General features: G+C 52.5%; 16 protein-coding genes and 1 riboswitch. Of the genes, 7 read left to right on the top strand and 9 right to left on the bottom strand.

What is annotated here, in order from left to right; all coding sequences use genetic code 11:
* Nucleotides 1–53: 53 nt before the first annotated feature.
* Nucleotides 54–512: a DinB family protein gene (locus JRJ22_RS27835; protein WP_206102418.1), complete on the bottom strand. Its 459-nt coding sequence runs from the start codon at nt 510–512 to the stop codon at nt 54–56.
* A 151-nt stretch (nt 513–663) separates the two neighbouring features.
* Entirely contained in the window at nt 664–1,641 is a 978-nt protein-coding gene (locus tag JRJ22_RS27830) for a LacI family DNA-binding transcriptional regulator (protein ID WP_206102417.1), read from the bottom strand.
* A 290-nt stretch (nt 1,642–1,931) separates the two neighbouring features.
* Between JRJ22_RS27830 and JRJ22_RS27825 the strand changes: the two genes are divergently transcribed.
* Nucleotides 1,932–4,886, top strand: a complete 2,955-nt coding sequence (locus tag JRJ22_RS27825; RefSeq protein ID WP_206102416.1) for an ABC transporter substrate binding protein — start codon at nt 1,932–1,934, stop codon at nt 4,884–4,886.
* 89 nt (nt 4,887–4,975) lie between these two features.
* Here the strand turns inward: JRJ22_RS27825 and JRJ22_RS27820 are convergent, their stop codons facing one another.
* The 3 genes from JRJ22_RS27820 to JRJ22_RS27810 are packed head-to-tail and all read right to left on the bottom strand — an operon-like array spanning nt 4,976 to nt 7,531.
* Entirely contained in the window at nt 4,976–5,359 is a 384-nt protein-coding gene (locus JRJ22_RS27820; RefSeq protein ID WP_206102415.1) for a RidA family protein, read from the bottom strand.
* Between the two features lie 40 nt (nt 5,360–5,399).
* Nucleotides 5,400–6,791 carry an aldehyde dehydrogenase gene (locus JRJ22_RS27815; RefSeq protein WP_206102414.1) on the bottom strand — a complete coding sequence of 464 codons (1,392 nt, stop codon included), beginning with the start codon at nt 6,789–6,791 and terminating at the stop codon, nt 5,400–5,402.
* A gap of 32 nt (nt 6,792–6,823) precedes the next feature.
* The gene (locus tag JRJ22_RS27810) at nt 6,824–7,531 is read right to left on the bottom strand and encodes a Crp/Fnr family transcriptional regulator (RefSeq protein ID WP_206102413.1); all 708 of its coding nucleotides are present in this window, start codon (nt 7,529–7,531) and stop codon (nt 6,824–6,826) included.
* 144 nt (nt 7,532–7,675) lie between these two features.
* Here JRJ22_RS27810 and hcp point away from each other — a divergent pair, with 144 nt between their 5' ends.
* Nucleotides 7,676–9,328, top strand: coding sequence for a hydroxylamine reductase (gene hcp / locus JRJ22_RS27805; RefSeq protein ID WP_206102412.1), 1,653 nt, complete (start codon nt 7,676–7,678; stop codon nt 9,326–9,328).
* Nucleotides 9,329–9,418: 90 nt separating this feature from the next.
* On the opposite strand, the gene JRJ22_RS27800 is transcribed toward hcp, so the two are convergent.
* Nucleotides 9,419–10,393, bottom strand: a complete 975-nt coding sequence (locus JRJ22_RS27800; RefSeq protein ID WP_206102411.1) for an aldo/keto reductase — start codon at nt 10,391–10,393, stop codon at nt 9,419–9,421.
* 5 nt (nt 10,394–10,398) lie between these two features.
* Entirely contained in the window at nt 10,399–11,307 is a 909-nt protein-coding gene (locus tag JRJ22_RS27795; protein ID WP_206102410.1) for a LysR family transcriptional regulator, read from the bottom strand.
* Between the two features lie 96 nt (nt 11,308–11,403).
* Here JRJ22_RS27795 and JRJ22_RS27790 point away from each other — a divergent pair, with 96 nt between their 5' ends.
* Nucleotides 11,404–12,282, top strand: a complete 879-nt coding sequence (locus tag JRJ22_RS27790; RefSeq protein WP_206102409.1) for a DMT family transporter — start codon at nt 11,404–11,406, stop codon at nt 12,280–12,282.
* Nucleotides 12,283–12,336: 54 nt separating this feature from the next.
* Here the strand turns inward: JRJ22_RS27790 and JRJ22_RS27785 are convergent, their stop codons facing one another.
* Nucleotides 12,337–14,298 carry a flagellar assembly protein A gene (locus JRJ22_RS27785; protein ID WP_206102408.1) on the bottom strand — a complete coding sequence of 654 codons (1,962 nt, stop codon included), beginning with the start codon at nt 14,296–14,298 and terminating at the stop codon, nt 12,337–12,339.
* Nucleotides 14,271–14,361, bottom strand: a riboswitch (cyclic di-GMP riboswitch). (Overlaps the previous gene by 28 nt.)
* A 198-nt stretch (nt 14,362–14,559) precedes the next feature.
* Complete coding sequence (locus tag JRJ22_RS27780; RefSeq protein WP_206102407.1) at nt 14,560–15,660, bottom strand: FUSC family protein; 1,101 nt, start codon at nt 15,658–15,660, stop codon at nt 14,560–14,562.
* A 306-nt stretch (nt 15,661–15,966) separates the two neighbouring features.
* Between JRJ22_RS27780 and JRJ22_RS27775 the strand changes: the two genes are divergently transcribed.
* Genes JRJ22_RS27775 through JRJ22_RS27760 form a run of 4 tightly spaced genes read left to right on the top strand, consistent with a single transcriptional unit; the run spans nt 15,967 to nt 19,771 of the window.
* A complete protein-coding gene (locus tag JRJ22_RS27775) occupies nt 15,967–17,082 on the top strand; it encodes an ABC transporter ATP-binding protein (protein WP_206105338.1) in 1,116 nt (371 codons plus the stop codon).
* Complete coding sequence (locus JRJ22_RS27770; protein ID WP_054942404.1) at nt 17,072–17,884, top strand: ABC transporter permease; 813 nt, start codon at nt 17,072–17,074, stop codon at nt 17,882–17,884. The genes JRJ22_RS27775 and JRJ22_RS27770 overlap by 11 nt, the downstream gene beginning before the upstream one ends.
* Nucleotides 17,874–18,701, top strand: coding sequence for an ABC transporter permease (locus tag JRJ22_RS27765; protein ID WP_206102406.1), 828 nt, complete (start codon nt 17,874–17,876; stop codon nt 18,699–18,701). Before JRJ22_RS27770 ends, JRJ22_RS27765 begins: the two co-directional genes overlap by 11 nt.
* A complete protein-coding gene (locus tag JRJ22_RS27760) occupies nt 18,698–19,771 on the top strand; it encodes an ABC transporter substrate-binding protein (RefSeq protein ID WP_206102405.1) in 1,074 nt (357 codons plus the stop codon). The genes JRJ22_RS27765 and JRJ22_RS27760 overlap by 4 nt, the downstream gene beginning before the upstream one ends.
* Nucleotides 19,772–20,257: the final 486 nt, after the last annotated feature.

Here is a 20,257-nt window from a genome sequence, read left to right as displayed (position 1 = left end):
GAAACCGCGGCTTTTGTTGTTATATTGCACGATTAGATGGATAAGGGCACAGCTTATACCTCTGTATCAGGAAAAATCTGTCCCAGATGATGCTTCATATGGTTCAGATAATCATCAATCAGCCACTGCAGGGTAACCGTTTCGCCAGTTTCAAGCCGGAACACAAGCTCAAGCTGAGTAGGGGAGAGGCCAGATATCACCCGCAGGACGGACTGGTTGAGACTAATCCAGAGCGATAGGACCTCTTCCCGGGGGGTGCCGGCATACTGCTGGGCGGCTACCCATTCATTCTGGTCGTAGAGGGCAAGGCTCAGCGGCTGAGGCTCGTACTGCACTCTGATAAAGCGGGACAGATTGTTGAGCGCCGAGTCGCAAAGATGGCCGAGCAGCTGCTGCTTGGACCATTTGCGCCCCGGACGCGGTGCGGCTGCGTCTGCAGCATCCAGCCGGGCAAAAGCCTCGGGAACAGCGGTCAACAGCCGCTTCAGTTCTGAAATCGTAGACCCGATCATGAATCATCACTACCTCTCACATATATTGTTGTGCAGCTCCCAGTAAATAGGAGTGGTTGCCTAGTAGACGACTAAAGCTCATATTTTGTCGAAGCAGGCTCTAGCATGGTGAGATGGACACAACTGCTTCTGGTAACCGGCCAGGCAGTTCTTATGTCGTAGCGCCTTCTTCCAGTTCAACAGGCAGTATGTACTCTGCGGAGACGCTCTCTCCATGCACTTGCCGGATAATTAATTCCACGGCCAGCTTGCCCATCGCTTCTATCGGCTGGCGGATCGTGCTGAGCGGAAGTCCGAGCATATTGCGCAGCGCAATGCCATCATATCCGACAATCCTCACATCTCCGGGCACCCTTCTGCCGCGCTCCATGCAGGCCTTAAGGGCATAGGCGGCGATCATATCGCTGCCGGCAAAGATCCCGTCAATCCCGGGCTGTTCACGGAATAATTGTGCAAGCAGCCGCTCATACGCTGCGACATCAAAGCTGTTATCATCTGTATGCAGCAATGTATGCTGAACATGATGTGCAGCTGCGGTATCGGCAAAAGCCTCCGCACGGAGCCCTGATAATATATTCAGGCCGGGATGTCCGCCGATATGGGCGATATTCCGGCAGCCTTTTTCAATTAATAAAGTCGTAGCCAATTGGCCGCCAAGGTAATTATCTGAACATACATAAGGAATATCAGGTGAAATCTGCCGGTCAAAGGTGACCAGGGGCAGGTTCATCTGCTGGTAAGCCTCCACCTCCAGCGTATGGCTGCCCATAATAATCCCGTCGACCCGGCTGGATCGCAGCATATCGATATATTCCAGCTCTTTGTGTTTATCCTGCCAGGAATTGCAGAGCAGGAGCTTGCAGCCGTTACGGTAGGCGTGCTCCTCAATATAGCCCGTAAGTTCACCGAAGAAAGGATGCGAGACATGGGGAATGATCAGTCCAATAATATTGGACCTTGAACGGCTGAGCGAACGGGCCAGCTCATTAGGCCGGTAGTTCAGTTCATCCATTGCCAGCAGAACCTTTTTCTTCAGTCCCTCGCTTAGATACCCCCTATTGTTGAGCACCCGGGATACGGTGGTGACCGAAACGCCTGCCTTTAGTGCTACATCTTTAATTGTAGGCATATTGTTAGCCTCCTGTCCCTAAGGGGATTTCTAACCAAATTAATTCTAATGCGAGTGCCGGCACAGTGTCTATCCCGGACTGGCCTATTTCATCCTATTAATGATTTCAAAAATCAGCGTTTGCCCATATAATTAAAGCAGACAGTCCTATTAATAGGTAGCATAGCCCAGTTACAGTGAATGTTAACGCTTTTTTCAAACAAAAGAGGATGGAAAAAGGGTTTCAACGAATTAATTATTGTCGAAATCTTCCGGTTTTAACTTTGGGATCGATGAATGGGAGTGTACTTATGGGCTTAAGAAAAACTCATCTCAAGGTATTCAAGGGGTTCCTGTTATTTCTTATGCTGTATGGGGTCCTTTATCAGCCGGCGTCTGCCGGTGCGGAGGAACTGCCGCCTAAGAATGTGCTTGTACTGCATTCCTATCATAAAGGGTTTGCCTGGACAGACGATCAGGGGGCCGGCATTGAAGAAAGGCTCAAGAGTGCGGCCGAACAGCCTGTGATCTACAGTGAGTACATGGATTGGAAACGATACCCCGGCAATGACAACCTCAAGCAGTTCTATCAGACGATCAAGCTCAAGTATCAATCCATGCATATTGATGCCATTATTACGACGGATGATGCTGCGCTGAACTTCGCCATCAAATACCGCCAAGAAATTCTGGATAACGCACCGGTCATATTCAGCGGCATTAACGAGCTGGGTGTGGAGGGTTTGCATGATTTGAACAACATTACCGGTGTCATCGAAAAGATAAAGCCTGTCCATACGGTTCAAATGGCGCTGGAAATCAATCCGTCTCTCCGTAAAGTATATGTCTTGTATGACAATTCGGAAAGCGGACTCTCCACCGGTCAAATGGTGATGGACCAGATTTCGTCACTTCATCCGGAGCTGAAGCTCTATCCGATGAATCGCCTCTCCAGACAACAGATTCTAGATCAAGTCTCGGCCCTTCCATCAGACAGTATTGTGCTTATGACTACATATTTTAGTGACTCGACCGGAATAACGACTGAATTTGACCGGTTCTCAAGTGAGCTGGGCAAGAGCAGCAGTGTTCCGGTGTATCATATCTATGATTTCGGTTTGAATCACGGAGCTTTTGGCGGAAGTCTGATCAGCGGAATAATCCAGGGGCAGACTGCAGCCGGCCTGGCCGTGCGGATTCTGCAGGGTGAGCGCCCGGAACATATCCCGGTCGTCAACAACAGCAGCGTCCGCAATGTTTTTGATTACATCGAACTGCAGCGGTTCCATGTTTCCCTGAAAAAGCTGCCGGAGGGCAGCGAGGTCATTAACAAGCCGTTTTCTTTCTATGAGACTTACAAGGAGCTGGTGCTCAGTATCATCGCTGCGTTTGCGGTCTTGCTGGCCTTTATTTTAATTCTGTTGTTTTACGTACAGCTTGTTAAACGGATCCGCAATAATCTGGAGAAAAGCAACGAGCGCTTCGATCTGGCGACCTATGCCTCGGATGCGGTAATCTGGGATGTCGATATGTCGACCATGGTCTACTATTTCTCTGACAGCTGGTATGAGCTGCTCGGATACGAACGGGATGAAGTAGGTGAAAGTCATGGCGGATGGAGAGATCTCATTCATCCCGAGGATGCAGACCAGGAGAACCGCCAGCGCACCCAGCATCTGGAGGGCCGAACCTCTTATTATTACAGTGAATTCCGGATGCGGAGCAAATCGGGCGAATATAAGTGGTTCCAGGCCCGGGGCAAGGTACTGCGCAACGCCAGCGGCGGCTTCGTCCGTTTTGCCGGCTCCATGGTTGATGTTACGGACCGCAAAGGATACGAGAGCAAGCTGCAGATGAGTTATCAGGAGCTGGAGTCTACCTACGAGGAGCTTACGGCACTGCAGGATGAGCTGATGGAGCAGTACAACAAAGTGGTGGAGAACCAGGAGCTGCTGCAGACCAGTGAAGAGAAGTACCGGCAGCTGGCTTATAACGATGTGCTTAGCGGTTTGCCGAACCGCCTGTCCCTGACTGAAGCGCTGGAGAAGTTCATCAGGGATCATTCAGGCGGCCACGCGGCGCTGTTCTTCCTCGACATCGATAATTTCAAATATATCAATGATACGATGGGGCATACCTTTGGGGATGAATTGCTGGTGAAGGTCGGCGAGCGGCTGCTGGAACTGTCAGATAGCCGCAGCAGGCATTTCCGGTTCGGCGGTGATGAATTCGTCATTCTGTTCCAGGACAGCAGGGGTTTTGAAGAAGTCACTGCCTACGCGAATGCCCTGGTGCAGGGTTTTAAGGAGCCGTTCCAGCTTGACGACAGCATTGTACATATTTCCACAAGTATCGGAATTGCCCAATATCCGGATAATGGGGGCAATGCAGAGGAATTGCTGAAGAATGCGGATATTGCGATGTATAAAGCAAAAGAAGCAGGTAAAGGGACGTATGTCATCTACGGACGGGATATGCAGCAGCATTTTGATGAACGTATGGTAATTGAATCGCATCTCAGAAATGCAATTGCCAATCAGGAGCTGTCGCTGCACTATCAGCCGCTGGTGGATACCGCTTCAGGCGGAATCTGGGGGTTCGAGGCCCTGATCCGCTGGAACAGTCCGGTGCTTGGTTTTGTATCACCGCTGTCGTTCATTAAGATCGCCGAAGACTGCCGGCTCATTGTGCCGATCGGGGAATGGGTGCTCCGTACGGCCTGCCAGTTCATTAAGGATCTGCATGGACAGGGCTATGAGGGATACCATATCTCGGTGAATATTTCGGTGATTCAGCTGATGCTGGATGATTTCACGGATATGGTATTGGGGGTTCTGCAAGAGACCGGCCTGCCCCCGGAATACCTGGAGCTGGAGATTACGGAGTCGATCTTCATGGAATCCTTTGAAGCCATCAGCACGAAGCTGGAGTCGCTGAAGGAGAAGGGGATCGGCATCGCCCTGGACGATTTCGGGACAGGCTATTCCTCACTCAGTTATTTGAAGCAGCTGCCGATCACGACGCTGAAGATCGACAAGTCGTTCATCGACAGTATCGATACGCCTAACAACATGTCACTCGCCCGGTCCATCGTCACGATCGGGCATGACATGGGGCTGAACGTCACCGCCGAAGGAGTGGAAACGCCGGAGCAGCTCGCCTTTCTGGAACGGACCCGCTGTGACAAAATCCAGGGCTACTTCATCAGCAAGCCGATTCCGCAGCAGGATGTAGCAGACTGGGTAAAGGGCAGACGGGCCGGCTGAGGCGGGGATTCCGGGGGGAATGCATTATTTATATACATTAAAAGGCGGCTATCCCTGGTCAGGATGGCCGCCTTTTAATGTTCCTTGTTTTACTGTGCTACAGCTTCTACTTCAATTTCAATCAGCAGCCGGGGATCGATAAGCGACTTAACCTCAACCATGGTCGCGACCGGCTGGATGTTTTTGAAGAATTCACCGTGCGCTTTGCCGTATTCCTCCCATTTCGAGATATCCGTAACAAACATTCTTGTTCTGACGACCTGAGAGAGGTCAGCGCCGAGTTCATTCAGTGCTTTCTCAATCGTCTGCAGAATGAATTTGGTCTGCCCGTAAGGATTGCCTTCAAAGGCAACTTCTCCATCCCGCATTGCCGTAGTTCCGGCCACCTCAATTCGGTTCCCGATGCGGATGGCCCGGCAATATCCTACAACGGACTCCCAAGGCGAACCTGTAAATATCTGTCTGCGCTCCATCGTATCCCCTCACTCTCCATTGAAATATTCTCAGGGTCTTCTACTTCAATAGCTTGCGAACCAGCTTAATTTTATTGCCGTAAGGCGGGTACACAATGCCGAAATCGACTCTTGAGCTTCTTTTGACGATGCTCTTGCGGTGGGAGAACAGGTCAAAGCTGTGCTTGCCGTGATATCCGCCGATGCCGGAATTGCCGACACCGCCAAACGGCAGGCGGGAGCTGGCGACATGGCTGATCGTGTCATTCACGCAGCCTCCCCCGAAGGATACACTGCCCAGTATCTGCTGCTCCACCTGCTTATCTTCGGTGAACAGATAAAGGGCCAGCGGCTTCGGATGCTGATTGATGCTGCTGATCGCTTCCTCCAGCCGGCCAAATTCGATAATTGGCAGCACGGGTCCGAAGATTTCATCCTCCATCGCGGCATCACTCCAAGCAGCCGGGTAGAGCAGGGTAGGCTCAATGTACAGATCCTCGGGCTCAACTGTGCCGCCCGCAATAATCTTGGGGCGGTCCCTTTCAATCATTCCGGCGATTCTCCTCAGCTGGCGTTCGTTCACGATCCGCCCGTAATCCGGATTGCTGCGGGGATTCTCGCCGTAAAAGGCCCTGATGGATTGCTTCATCAGGGAGATCAGCTTCGCGGCAACCTCCCTGTGAACCAGCAGGTAATCCGGCGCGATGCAGGTTTGCCCCACATTGATTAGCTTCCCCCAGACGATCCGCTTGGCAGCCGTCTCCAGATTGGCCGTTTTATCGACAATGACCGGGCTTTTGCCGCCCAGCTCCAGGGTGACGGGAACAAGCTGCTTGGCGGCGGCTTCCATGACAATTTTGCCGACGGGTACACTGCCGGTGAAGAAAATATAGTCAAACCTCGCGTGGATCAGCAGATTGGTCGTTTCCTTCTCGCCTTGCACTACCCGGATATAGCCGGGCTCGAAGGTCTCCTTGATCAATTCCTCGATCACGGCCGAAACGGCCGGTGTGCTCTCCGACGGCTTCAGAACTGCACAGTTGCCGGCGGTGATAGCCCCGATCAACGGCTCGATCAGCAGCTGGAACGGATAATTGAACGGGCCGATAATGAGTACGGTGCCGTAAGGCTCACTGATGATCAGGCTTTTCGACGGAAACATGTGCAGTGGAGATTGGACCTTGACAGGCTTCATCCACCGCTTGAGATGCTTCATCATATAGCCGATGCTGTCCAGCGTGAAGCCGATTTCCGTGGCGTAGGCTTCGAACTCGCTTTTGCGGAGATCCTGATGCAGCGCCTTGATGATCCGGGATTCGTGCCTGCGGATGGCGTCTCCCAGCTTCTGCAGCTGACGAAGCCGGAAGGCCGTCTCCTTGGTCACCCCGCTGTTGAAAAATTGTCTATGCTCGGCCAGCATAAGGCCGATGTCCTGCTCGTTAACTTCAGGCATAACTGATCCCTCCAATGGGATGAAACGAATGGTTATTTCTCTTTGCCGGAATCAGCACTGTCGGTGCGGATGTAGTCATTCATAGCCTCACGGTTCAGCAGGGAAATCCGGCTGCCTTTGAACTCAATCCAGCCGATGTCGCGCAAGTAGCCCATTTCACGGGACAGTGAAGGACGCGCTGTATTCAAATGCTCTGCCCACTCCTTGCGGCTGAACGGCAGGGAGATGATATCTGAAGCTTGCTGCATGGCCTGCTCCAGCAGAAAGTAAATCATCCGCCGCCGCAGCGGGCCTGCGGACAGCATCTCGATTTTGCGGTTCACGAGCACCAGCCGTTCAGACAGATTCTCAATGAAGCGGGTCAGCATGTCTGTATCTGTGGTGAACAGCCTCAGCAGCTCCTGTTTACCTATAAACAGGATAGAGCAGGGGCCTGTAGCTGTGGCAGTAGCCGGGACTATATTTTCTCTGCGGAACAGTACGGCTTCCCCGATTGTTTGCCCCGCATTTAAATGGGCGATAGTCACGCTGCTGCCGGTGGGATGGGTCTTCTGAACCTCGACCCGCCCGGAGAGGATGATTCCGATCCGGTCCGCAGTGTCGCCCTCGGCGAAGATTAGCATGTTCTTCTGGTAGGAAGAAATGGAGTACTGCATCTTTTGCAGCAGAGCTTCAATCTCTTCTACAGGCTTGCCCCGGAACAGCAGACAGGACTGCAGTACAGCAGGATCCGGCTTCATCGATTTCCTCCAAATTTAAATTTATTCGGTAACATCCGTTACCGATTGTATGGCGAAAGTCTACTACAATAAATAGTAACTGTAAAGGCAGATGAACAGTCTCTGCCCTGTGTAACGATACCCATTTAAAGGAGTGAAGGTGCAATGAGCAGCATGTTTTGTTTTCAATGTCAGGAGGCGGCCAAAGGAACGGGCTGTACTATCCAGGGAGTATGCGGGAAGACGAGTGAAGTTGCCAATCTTCAGGATCTGATGATCTACACACTGAAAGGCATTTCCATCTTTGCACGGAGAGGCCGGGAATTAGGCATTACTGACTCCGTCACAGATAAGTTCATTATAGAAAGTATGTTTGCTACGATAACCAATGCCAACTTTGTCCCGGAAGCTTTTATTGACAGAATAAGAACGGGGCTTACCTTGCGTGACCAGTGGAGCAGCAGGCTGAAGGAGGCTGGAGCGGCGGTACCTCTCGCGAATCATGATGCCGCACTCTGGACAGCGGATACAGAAGAGGACCTGCTGGCCAAGTCGGAAACGGTAGGCGTTCTGTCGACGGAGAATGAGGATGTCCGTTCCCTTCGCGAGCTGCTGACTTATGGACTGAAGGGAATGGCGGCCTACATGGAGCATGCTGCAGTGCTGGGCTTTGCGGATACAGGCGCCCATGCTTTTATGGAAAAAGGGCTGGCTTCAGTTCTGGATGACAGTCTGAGCGCTGATGAGCTGACTGCACTTGTGCTGGAATGCGGCAAGTTCGGCGTTGATGTGATGGCTCTGCTCGACCAGGCGAATACAACCACTTACGGCAACCCGGAAATCACCAAAGTGAACATCGGCGTAGGACAGAATCCGGGAATTCTGATCAGCGGACATGACCTGAAGGATATGGAAGAGCTGCTGAAGCAGACAGAGGGAACTGGAGTAGATGTGTATACGCACAGTGAGATGCTGCCGGCTCACTATTATCCGGCCTTTAAGAAGTATAGCCACTTTGTAGGCAATTACGGCAATGCCTGGTGGAAGCAGAATGAGGAATTTGCCAGCTTCAACGGTCCGATTCTGATGACTACGAACTGCATTGTGCCGCCTAAGGACAGCTATATTGACCGGTTATACACGACAGGCAACACCGGCTTCCCGGGAGTGCAGCATATTCCGGCGGATGAGCATGGAGTGAAGGATTTCTCCGCGATTATTGCGCAGGCGAAGGGCTGTGAAGCTCCGACTGAGATTGAAACTGGAGAGATTGTCGGCGGGTTTGCCCACGCAGCGGTTATGAATGTGGCCGATCAGGTGGTAGAAGCTGTCCAGAGCGGGGCCATTAAGCAATTCTTCGTGATGGCAGGCTGCGACGGCCGGATGAAGAGCCGCAATTACTACACTGACTTTGCTGCTGAACTGCCGGGGGATACTGTCATTCTTACCGCAGGCTGTGCGAAGTACAAATACAACAAGCTTGCGCTCGGCGATATCGGCGGAATTCCGCGTGTGCTGGACGCCGGACAATGCAATGATTCCTATTCCCTTGTGGTCATTGCCCTGAAGCTGAAGGAAGTGTTCGGACTGGACGATATCAACGACCTGCCGATTGCCTACAATATTGCCTGGTATGAGCAAAAAGCGGTCATCGTGCTGCTTGCGCTGCTGCACCTGGGTGTCAAAAACATTCATCTCGGCCCGACGCTGCCGGCCTTCCTCTCGCCGAATGTGGCTAAAGTGCTGGTTGATAACTTCGGAATCGGCGGTATTACAACGGTCGAGGAAGATATGGAGCGGTTCATCGCAGCCGTATAAATAAGCAATGCTGTTCTATTAAAAAAGCCTATAGCTCCAGCCCGCCGATAACCGGCAGGAAGGAGCTATAGGCTTCTTGGCGTTCTGCAATTACGGCAGACGGTAGACTGCGAACGGCTCGCCGCTGCGGAACGGGCGGCTGGCTTCTTCCAGCTTGTCCAGGGTCTCCGCGTCCAGCTCAAGAGCGGTGCTCTGCAGATTCTGCTGCACCTGCTCCACCCGTGTAGCCCCTACGATAACCGTGGATACAGCGGGCCTGCTCATCAGCCAGGCTAAGGACAAGGCTGTGGGCGAGGTTCCGAGGTCTGCGGCGATCCGGCTGACTTCATTACCCAGTGCAATCCGCTCAGGGGTAAGGAAGCGGGTAAAGTTCGGATCGGTCTCGGCCCGTGACCCGGCAGGTGCAGCGCCGCTGCTGCTGTATTTGCCGCTCAGTATGCCCCCGGCCAGCGGGAAGTAAGGGATGATACCCAGTCCCTGATCCAGACAGAGCGGGAGCAGCTCGTTCTCGGGGGTCCGGTCGGCCAGTGAATAGCTGCACTGAATCGAGCTGTATTTGATCAGATTCCGCGCTGCGCTGATTCCGAGCGCCTTCATCAGTTCCCAGGCCGCGTAATTAGAAGCGCCGATATAACGGACCTTACCCGCCGACACCATATCATCCAGGGTGCGCAGCGTTTCTTCCAGCGGCGTATACGGATCGAAGGTGTGGATCTGATACAGATCCACATAATCCGTCTTCAGCCGGCGCAAGCTGCCTTCCAGCTCCAGCATCAGGTGATGGCGGGAGGAGCCGCTCCCATTAGGGCCCTCAGCCCGCGGCAGACCTGCCTTGGTGGCCAGAACTGCGCGATCCCGCCTGCCTTCCAGAGCCAGGCCGATGATTCTTTCCGATTCGGTACCGGCATAAATATTGGCGGTATCGATGAAGTTGATCCCCTGATCCAGTGCGGTATGAATAATCTCAATCGAGGTCTGCTGATCGGCACGTTTGCCAAAAGCATTCGTTCCAAGGCCTAGTGCCGATACCTGCAGCCCGCTTTTTCCCAGACGGTTGGTCTTCATATTAATCACTCCTTTACAGTGTTTGTAGCAGGATGCAGATTTCCGGCTTCCGCGAATAATTCGAGCGCAGTATCAATAAGCAACCTGACAGCGATGGACGCTTCCTCCAGCGAATGGACCGCCAGATGGACATCCCGGTAAGCATCGGGTGAAAGCTCCCGGATGATCACATCATCAGGCGGCGCGAGCAGCGACAGCTGGGACAGCACGCCTACGGCAAGGCCCTCCTGGATCATGTTCAGTGCTGTATTGTAGCTGTTGACCACATATTTCACGTTCAGCTCACTGCCGGCTCTCTTGAATAAATCAAGCACTGGAGGCTCATAGCCTGCTCTGCAGATCATCATCGGCTCGTGCTCCAGGTGTTTCACATCAATGATCTGGTGTTGACCCAGCGGATGAGCGCCGGGCAGCACCGCATACAGCTTCTCCCGAAAAAGCGGAATGGTCTCAAATTCCTCATGCGGCGGAATAATTAGCGCGACATCAATCTGGCGCGTTTCCAGCCATTCCTTCACCTCGGCCACCGAGCCTTCGTGGACGGAGATTTCGATCCCCGGATACCTGCTCTTAATCGAGCGGATCATCTTGGGCACAAAGTAAGCAGCCGCCACCGGGAAGGCTCCGATCCGGATCAGTCCCTTCTCCAGTCCTTTCTCCGCGGCAATCTCCTGCTCGACCTTATTGAACCCGCTGAGAATTTCTCGGAAAAGAATCAGGACACGTTTACCCACCTCTGTGAGCATCAGCCCGCTGCGGCGGTCGCGAAGCAGCAGCTTGACGTCCATTTCCGTTTCGAGGGCGGATATAGCGCGGCTGACCGCCGGCTGGGTCATATTCAGCTCCAACCCGGCTTTGGTGAAGCTTCCGGTTTCGGCAATTTTGACAAACAGGCGAATTTGATTGTTATTCATATCGGATTTGTTATGCCCCTCATGATAATAATTCATTTCAATTATGACTGGGGATATTGTATCATTTGGAATGAAAATGAAACAAGAGGTGAATGAATGTCCGGACGTAATAAAACGATAGCTCTGCTTACTTTTTTGGTGATTGTCTGGGGGATCAACTGGCCCCTGTCCAAAATCGCCTTATCCTATGCGCCTCCGCTGCTGTTTGCCGGTATCCGGACAGTGATTGCGGGTATCATCCTGATCATCGCAGCCCTGCCGAAAGGGAAGCAGCTTCAGTTCAGGCAACTGTGGCCGGTCTATTTGACATCGGCGATACTCAGTATCGTCTTTTATTACGGCTTCCAGACGATAGGCCTGCAGTATGTGCCTTCCGGGCTGTTCTCGGCCATTGTGTTTCTGCAGCCGGTGCTGCTGGGCATCTTTGCCTGGATCTGGCTAGGGGAGAGCATGTACGGGCTGAAAATATTCGGCCTGCTGCTCGGCTTTCTGGGGGTAGCCGCGCTGAGCATCGGCGGGTTCAACGGAAGCATCTCTCCTGTCGGTGTTCTGCTTGCGCTGGCCAGCGCACTCAGCTGGGCATTCGCCACCATCTATACGAAACGAAATGCGGCCCGGGTAGATATGCTGTGGATGACGGCGATGCAGATCATGATTGGCGGAGTGATCCTGCTGGCAGCCGGTTCAGCCATGGAAAGCTGGTCAGCAATTACCTGGAACAGTGCTTTTATTGTTAACACACTGTTCATTGCGGTGTTCGTCATCGCGCTCGGCTGGATGGTGTACTTTAAGCTGATCAATGAAGGGGAGGCCAGTAGGGTCGGTTCGTTTACCTTCCTGATCCCGCTGATCTCCATCGGCTCAAGCGTAGTGCTGCTACATGAGCAGATTACGCCCAACCTGATTGTGGGTATGCTGCTGATCGTGGGCAGCATTATTCTGGTAAATGTAAAGCTGGGGCGGACGCCCGGATAAAATAAGAAGAGCCTGCCGGATCTGCATGAGGTCCGGCAGGCTCTTTCATTGGGCTTAAAAACGGTATGTAAGCAAGTTTGCACTATCTTGATTACCCATTCGCAGATTCTGGGCTGTGTATACCGCATTCTCCAGCAAATCATCAATCTCCGTGGTATATTCGCCAATGCACAAGCGGGTAGCGGAAATCCGGCGGGCACTAATTGTACTTCCTGCTGTAAGAACCGATTGCTGGCCGGCTTCTGCGCAGGCGCTCTGCAGGGTGATCGCTCCGCCCGCTTCGACTATGGATCCGCTGCATACCGATTGTTCCAGGAGGAATTGAACATTCCCGGATGCCCGCAGTGTGCAGTTCCTGACGCCTTCTTTATGTATATAGAGGTCTCCGCCGGCTTGGAGCATGCAGCCTTCCGCCTCTGCAACATCAATCCGGGCACTCTCCTCCTGCAGGCCTTCAATCCGCTCGCAAAACGCCTCAAGCAGCTTCAACAACGTCCCAATCACGGAATCCGTTATGAAGTCGGTGAACTGCCCCGGGTGCAGGAAGACCTCCAGCAGTTGTTTAATTTGCTCTGTATCCATAGGACAGGCTGACTCATTGTCTAAAAGCAGGTTCTGAAGCCTGGTAAGCAGACCCGGTATATGGCTGCATTTACTCTCCAGCAGCAGCATAACTACCAGTCCGTATTTCACAGTCTGCTGACGTGACTTAAGATTCTGCTCCAGCAGCCTGGCTGCTTTTCTCAGTGCTGTTATTTCCTCGATCAGGTGACCGGAATGCAGGTACAGCCGCCCTTGTCTTGCTCCGTAATAACCGCAATATAATTGGCTGTCTGTTATCTTTCCCCGGATCACAATGCTGCCTGTGGCGGTAATCACAGCCCCCCGGACATCACCGTATATGTAGACATTGCCAAAAGCCTCAATGATGGATTGGTCCCTGACTCCTTCCGGTGCAACCACATCTCCTGCAAACATAAAGACTCCGTCTGCTGTATCCATGCCCCCCGGCATAATATAGGCAGAAGGGAAATCAATACTCACCACCGGTGTGCCGATGCCTGTGATCCGGGGTCTTCCTTCACGCAGTGCGATAATCTCTCCGCCTGGAAGCAGCGAGATATCGGCGGCGTGCATCAGGCGGATATCCTCCGGCTGGGGTGACGGCAGAATGCCGCCATACACGTCAAAGCCGGGCAAGCCTTCCTGCGGAGGCAATTTGCGGGCCAGCACTTCTCCCGGATGGACAGACGCAATCCCCGGATAGTTCAGGTAATTCAGAGGGTCGGGGGCTTCCTGACGGCTGAACTCATCAGCCATATCAGGCTGCAGCAAGAGCTCCAGCCTGCCGTTGAACCCGGGAACCGGGGCTTTGCCCACAGCAATGCAGACCGGAAGATAGGTCGGATTATTTAATTCGGCGTAAAGAGCAGGAATGTTGAGATTAGGAATGAAGGCGCTTTTAGGAAAGCCGGCAAGAATCTGATCTACAGTCAGCTTAGACAGCAGCAGATCATAGTCCGGCTCGGCCCGGACAGAGACTTCGGCGGAGGCGGGGCAATTCACGAGCTTCCAGGCGTACTTCTCCACACGGTAGAGGGTAAAGTAGGCTCTTAGCTTATCCTCGGAAATCGTAATCTGGTACTGCGGCTTCTCACTGATCTCCCAGCTCAGATGATTGACTGAAGTGACCCGGGTGGGTTCAGTTACCTTCTCGCCTTCCATCTTCAGAACGACAGGGTGAACAGCAGAAATCAGGGCAGCCTTGCCGCCGCATAGAGGGGGAGTGATGAAAATCTGACTATTCTGTACAATGATTATTCCATCCTTATCCTCATTTCCGCCCACTCCGCTGAACGGATAGGACGGGGTAGAGGACTCCATCGGAAAAATAGTGCTAAAGGACGGCATCGTTTTACTGAACACATGCCGGGAATGGTCAAGGATGCGCTGCGGCATAGGTATAACCTCGCTTTTCGTATTATCAAACCGGCAGCCTGGCAGCCATGAATGCACAGCGGCATTGTTAGGCCCATTGCTTTGCGTCCCGCCCTTTCGGGCAGTTTGCCTTTATACATGAACATGATAAACACTCAGCATGAGGTCATTTAATGAAGTAATCGACAATAAAATGATCATAACTGGTACTATAGTACTGCATTTCGACAACTTCTTTAAACAATCCTAATTTTATTCCTGTATGAGCCGGTTTTCAACTGTAATTTCACCTGAAATATATAAGATTTTGCAGCAGCAAAAAAAAGGACACTCCCAAGCTTAAAGCTTGTGGGAGAGTCCATTATTTACAAGATGGATACTGCGTGAAGCTTCGGTTCTTGCCGGCAGAGGTGCGGCCGAAACTGCCGCATAATCGGCCTGTTCGATGACCTCCAGCACCCGGTTGAGGTGAGAGAAGACAGCACCGAGGTCGCGGATAGCCGTCAGCGGGCATATTCCCTGCAGCTCGGAGAACCAGGCCAGCTGCAGATCACGGGCATGCCGGAGCGACTCCTGCAGTGGACGCTTAACTTCGGCGTCCGACAATGCCTTGGTCCCGTACAGGGCGATGCAGTCGGCAGTTGCGCCGGCAACCTCCACCATCCAGTCTGCGGCAGCATAATGCGCAGGCAGCAGAGAGAGCTCGTCGGCAATCTCTTTGACGTAGAAGTGAACCTTCTGCAGATGGGCCGTAGCCTGTGTCAACCCGCGCAGTCCGCTGCGGCAGGGGTAGTGCGATAAGGTGAATTGCATTTCCTGGCGCAGCCGGACACTCTTCGCGAGCAGTTCACCTGAGCGGGTCAGCGCCTTCTGGGCCTTTGCTGCGTCTCTGCCGCCGGTAGCCATCCCGCTCAGGGAATCCGCCAGCAGCAGGCTTCCTTCGAGCGCCAGGCTTTTCACCTTGACGAACCCTTTGGGCGAGACGATAATCATATTGATCAATAAGGCAATCAGTACGCCGATTAGAGTCTCGGCAATTCTCCACACAATATAGTGATCATGGTAGAAGGTAAGCGCGAGAACAGAGGTCACGCCAACCTGTGACACGGCCTGGATATTAATCCGGCACGCGGTGGCAATACCGATGCCCAGCAGCAGGATCAGCAGGATCGAGAGAATGCCGATATCCAGGAAGCGGCCGACAATCAGGCTGACCGTTCCGCCGAGCACAATGCCGAGCAGGCGGTATAAGCCTTTTTCAAGCGAGGCTTTAACCGTTCCTTGGGTAATCAGAATAGCTGCAAGCGGGGCAAAATATAAGTAATGGTCACCGTACAGGCTATGAACTGCCACCCAGGAGAGTGAAGCAGCCAGTGTGATCCGTATCATATAAAGGGATAATCCAAATTTCTCAAGGCGGTCTTGTAACCCCTCGTTCATTTTCAGTCATCTTCTTTCATAAAAAGAGGAATTTTCAAAGTGTTTTCAGACGGTTTCATTATAGCACCTCATACGCAGCGTAAAGAGGGCTATTTTTTACGAACTTGTTAAGATTCTGAAAGGCTATAAGCGTTGTTAGCTATCGCATATATGGGATATATCCTATATGCTATATAATGTGAAATGCTATTGAAGCAGTGGCACAGAATTGCCGCTGAGGCAGTGCTGGGCCTATTAAGGCCGATTGTGCGCTGTTAGATGAGGGTAAATGGTTTGTAATACATAAGGTAAGGGAGGTCGTTAGCTATCGCTACCCCGGAAGGCACTATTATTTCTTTTGACCAGGTTACTAAGCAATATGATGATGAGGAGGCCGTGTTAAAAGGTGTCAGCTTCGAAATCGAACGCGGCAAATTTTATACACTGCTGGGACCGTCCGGCTGCGGCAAGACGACCATTCTGCGTCTAATCGCCGGTTTTGCCGAACCGACTGAAGGTTCTATTTATCTAAACGGTAAAATGATCAACCACATTCCCGCCAATGAGCGCCAGGTGAACACGGTGTTTCAGGATTATGCCCTGTTTCCCCACCTGAACGTATTCGAGAATGTGGCTTTCGGACTGCGCATTAAGAAGCTCAAGAAGGATGTCATTACCCAAAAGGTGCAGGAAGCGCTGCGGTTCGTCAACCTTGTCGGTTACGAACAGCGCGCGATCAACGAAATGTCCGGCGGACAAAGACAGCGTGTAGCGATTGCCCGCGCGATCGTCAACGAGCCGCAGGTGCTGCTGCTGGACGAGCCGTTGTCCGCGCTTGACCTGAAGCTGCGTACGGAGATGCAGTATATCCTGCGGGAAATGCAGCAGCGGCTTGGCATCACGTTCATTTTCGTTACCCATGACCAGGAGGAAGCGCTGGCGATGTCCGACTGGATCTTTGTCATGAACAAAGGGAAGATCGAGCAGAGCGGCACACCGAACGATATTTATGATGAGCCGATCAACCGTTTCGTCGCCGATTTCATCGGAGAGTCGAATATCGTACCCGGTGTTATGATCGAGGATTATCTGGTGGAATGGGGCGGCCAACGTTTTGAATGCGTGGATGCAGGGCTTAAGCCGAATGAATCGGTTGAAATTGTGATCCGTCCGGAGGATCTGGAAATCGCAACACTGGAGCAGGGAAAGCTGAAGGTGCGCGTCGATTCCCAGCTGTTCCGGGGAGTACATTATGAGATCAGCTGCTACGATGAATCCGGCCATGAGTGGCTGGTGCACTCTACACGCAAGGCTGAGGTGGGCAGCCAGATCGGGCTCTATTTTGATCCGGAAGCGATTCATGTTATGCGTTTCGGTGAAACGGAGGAAGAATTCGACAGACGTCTGGAAGCTTACGGCGAGGTGGAGAGCCATGAACAATAAGGGCCGGTCGTACTATCTCATCCCTTATTATTTATGGATCGCCCTGTTTGTAATTGCACCCGTGCTGCTGGTTATTTACTACTCCCTGTTTGACCTGGACGGGCATCTGACACTGGATAATTACGTGAATTTCTTTACGCCGGTATATATGAGAATGATGCTGAACTCCTTCTGGTATGCGTTCCTGATCACGCTGTTTTCGCTGCTTGTCGCGTATCCGGCCGCTTATCTGCTGACCCGCACGAAGCATAAGCAGCTGTGGCTGCTGCTGATTATTCTGCCGACCTGGATCAATCTGCTGCTGAAGACGTATGCGTTTATCGGGATCTTCGGCACCTTCGGGCCGGTGAACAGCTTCTTCGACCTCCTGGGGCTCGGGGAGCAGCAAATTCTCTTTACCGGTTTCAGCTTTGTGTTTGTATCGGTGTATATATTTATTCCGTTCATGATTCTGCCGATCTTCAGCGCTCTGGAAGAGCTGAACCTGTCTCTTGTGGATGCCGCGCGCGATTTGGGCGCTTCCGGGTGGACGACGTTCCGGCGGGTTATTTTTCCGCTGACGGTCTCCGGGGTACGCTCCGGCTGCATGGCTGTATTCATCCCGGCGCTGTCGCTGTTTATGATTACGCGTCTGATCGCCGGCAACCGGGTGATTACGCTGGGCACCGCGATTGAACAGCACTTCCTGGTTACGCAGGACTGGGGCATGGGCTCGACGGTTGCCGTCTTCCTGATCGCCATCATGGCGCTGTTCATGATCCTTACGGGCAGCTCGCGGAAAGGGGTGCGGCATGAAAAATAAAAACGGGATTGCTAACCTGTACCTGGTGCTGGTGTTTGTCGTACTGTACGCGCCGATTTTCTATCTGATGTACTATTCGTTCAACAGCGGCGGTACGATGCATAAATTCGAGGGCTTCACGCTCGATTATTACCGGGAAGTGCTGCAGGATACGCGCCTGATCATTATTGTGATCAACACGCTGGTGATCGCGCTCCTGTCTTCGGCAATTGCCACGCTACTGGCGGTCATTGGTGCACTTGCCATCCAGCGCAGCCGCAGCCGCCGGTCGAAGAACGCACTGCTCTCGCTGAACAATGTGCTTATCGTCAGTCCAGACGTTATTATCGGGGCTTCCTTTCTGATCCTGTTCACCATTGCCGGCATCAAGCTTGGCTTCACCTCCGTGCTGCTCTCGCATGTGGCGTTCAGCGTGCCGATTGCCGTGCTGATGATTCTGCCGCATCTTCAGGAGATGAGCCCCACGCTGACTGATGCCGCCCGTGACCTTGGGGCCAGCAGGCTGAATGTCCTGACCAAAGTGATTCTGCCGATTATCAAGCCCGGGATCTTCAGCGGTTTCTTCATGGCGCTGACCTATTCGCTGGATGATTTCGCGGTGACGTTCTTCGTGACCGGCAACGGCTATTCCACACTCTCGGTGGAGATTTATTCCCGGGCGCGGCAAGGGGTATCACTGTCGATCAATGCGCTCTCGACACTGATCTTCCTCTTTACGATCCTGCTTGTTATCGGCTATTACTTCCTGAACCAGCAGAAGAATAAGCCGTCCGCCATAATAGCGGAGCCGGTTGCAGAAGCGGGGGTGCCTAGATGAAACAGCTGGTCAATGCGTTTCTGGCGATTCTGCTCGTTGCTTTCGGCCTGATGTTCCTCGGCTCCAGGCTGAACTCGGCAGAAGGATATACGGGCGGCAATACGCTGACGATTTATAACTGGGGCGACTACATTGATCCTGATCTCCTGGAGCAGTTCGAGAAGGAGACCGGAATTACAGTTATCTACCAGACCTTTGATTCGAATGAAGCGATGCTGACCAAGGTGGAGCAGGGCGGAACGGTCTTTGATGTCGTGGTTCCTTCCGACTATGCCATCGCCAAGATGCGGGAGGAGAACCTGCTGCTGCCGCTGGATCACAGCAAAATTCCGAATCTGGCTAATATCGACTCCAGATTCATGGACCTTTCCTTTGATCCGGGCAACAAGTATTCGGTGCCTTACTTCTGGGGAACGGTAGGGATTATCTACAATCCTGAGATGACTGGAGACATTGATTTCAGCAGCTGGGATTCCCTCTGGGACAAGAGATTGAACAATAATATCTTCCTGGTCGACGGAGCCCGCGAGGTCATGGGCATGGCACTGAACAGCCTGCACTATTCGGTTAATGATACCAATGAAGAGCATCTGCAGGAGGCACTGTCCAAGCTGAACAAGCTCTCGCCTAACGTGAAGGCGATTGTCGGTGACGAGATCAAGATGCTGCTGGCTAATGAAGAAGCAGCCGTCGGGATCGTCTGGTCCGGCGATGCTTCAGAGATTATGGATGAGAACGACAAGCTTGACTATGTAGTGCCGGAGGAAGGCTCGAACAAGTGGTTCGACAACATGGTCATCCCCAAGACGGCAGCCAATGTGGAGGGTGCACACAAGTTCATCGACTTCATGCTCCGACCAGAGGTCGCAGCACAGAATGCCGAATACGTAGGGTATTCCACCCCTAACGTTCCCGCCCTTGCGCTGCTGCCCGAAGATATTTCCGGCGATGAACGTTTCTACCCGCCTGCGGCGATTACCGACCGCCTAGAGGTGTATGACAACCTCGGCAAGCGGATGCTCGCCCATTACAACGAGCTGTTCCTGAAGTTTAAAATGAACAAGAAATAAGCAGGCTATATGGTGGACGGACAAGCGCCCAATCGCGGAGTTATCGCGGTTGGGCGCTTGTTTTTTGGATAGAGGCGGGGCTGGTGTGTCCTCAGACGATTTGTAGCTCATGTCAGGCTGATGAATAGTGATGATGTGTTTGCATGCACGTTAGTTTGTTGGTTTTTTATACGGTGGTGTGTCTGGTGCTACCGGTGACTCTGATGTGTCTGGTTCTTCTGATGCTAGTGCGTCTGGTGCATCTGGTTCAATGACCTCCCGGCTCAGTATAATTAGTAGGAATTTCTCCAGTTAAATGATCATCAATCGGGCTTAACGGGAGGCTAGTTGGAAAAAGTCCACTTCATCTAGCCATCACCAGGAGAATTGGGGTGAACGGGACAAACTAAATTGCTTTTTTCCAACTAATCATTCAAAAATCGCTATATGGAGCCAAATAGGTTGCCTTTTTCCACTTAGCTGCTTACTGGCATGAGGAAAAAATAC

Origin of the sequence: Paenibacillus tianjinensis, from assembly GCF_017086365.1 — a bacterium.
Classification (GTDB): domain Bacteria; phylum Bacillota; class Bacilli; order Paenibacillales; family Paenibacillaceae; genus Paenibacillus_AQ; species Paenibacillus_AQ tianjinensis.
Note: the sequence above shows the minus strand (reverse complement) of the source record. Positions and strands in the feature narration are given on the sequence as shown.